We start from the raw sequence: 1,142 nt of genomic DNA on the forward strand, positions 1-1,142 counted from the left end.
TTGATCGCCGCGCAGGCCGCGCGCGACGCGGGCAACGCGCCCAACGCCATCATGGCCACGGCGGCGGCCATCGTCGGCCCCAAGCGCGTGGAGCGCGCCCTGGCCTGCACGCGCACGCTCATCGAGCTGTTCCTGGGCTCGGGCCTGAAGGACGGCAGCCAGGAAGGTTTTGACTGCTCGCGCCTCAAGCTGGACGAAGCCCAGCGTGCCCTGTTCACGCAGCGCGCGGATGAGGCCAAGGACACGCACCCCAAGGCCATGCTGCAGGCCGTGCGCAAGCGCAAGGTGAAGTCCGTCTTCCTGGACTTCCTGCTGGCGCAGGACATCGCGCTGTCGCGCGACGCCATCCTGGCCGCCATCTCCGTGACCATCGCTTGGGGCCCGCTGCTGCGCAAGCGCATCAGCCGCCTCACGGCCGAGACGCTGCCGTGGTACTTGCGCCTCTACGGCGTGATGGTGGGCTCCACCATTCCGGCCGAGAAGCACCAGTGGGGGTCGCTGGCGGGCATCTCGCAGGCCGAGCGCTACGGCAGCTGGACCATGGCCGACCTGTGCGCCCTGGCCATCAGCGGGCGCAAGCCCACGGCCGAGCAGGCGCTGCCGCTGCAGATGCTCATTGGCCTGCTGGTGTCCAACGGCCCGGGCTCCATCTCGGCGCAGGGCGCCAAGGGCGCGGTGTCGGCCGACGGCCCGCAGACGCCCCAGCGCGTGCAGATCAACAAGGCCATGGTCGGCTTCCTCACCCACACCGGCTACAGCCACGGCGGCAACGGCTTCGAGGGCATGGCCTTCCTGCTGGAGCAGTTCAAGGGCTGCAAGCTGCAGGACCCGTCGGACCCGAACCACGGGCTGGACCTCAAAGCCATGGCCGCCGCGTTCGCCAAGGCCTACAAGGTGGAGAAGCGCGCGGCCAAGGAGGCGGGGCAGGAGTTGCGCGCCCTGCCCGGCGTGCACCACCCGGTGTTCAAGGGCAAGCCGGTGAACGTCGATCCGCGCGAGCGCTTCATTGCGCAGTACATGCAGGAGCACGGCCGCTACAACGTCTTCCACGCCTTCTACCGCGAGCTGGCGCAGGCGCTGTACGACGTGGGCGCCACGCCCTACGTGTTCTGCGTGAACGTGGACGCCGTGATCGCCGCGCT

Annotated in this window: 1 protein-coding gene; it reads left to right on the forward strand. The window is 69.6% G+C overall.

Annotated elements, in window-relative coordinates; translation table 11 throughout:
* The coding region (locus ALA01S_RS34245) for a citrate synthase family protein (RefSeq protein ID WP_507762126.1) at nucleotides 1-1,142 on the forward strand (1,142 nt) is incomplete at both ends.

The sequence above is a fragment of the Azohydromonas lata NBRC 102462 genome, assembly GCF_001571085.1.
Taxonomy (GTDB): Bacteria; Pseudomonadota; Gammaproteobacteria; order Burkholderiales; family Burkholderiaceae_C; genus Azohydromonas; species Azohydromonas lata.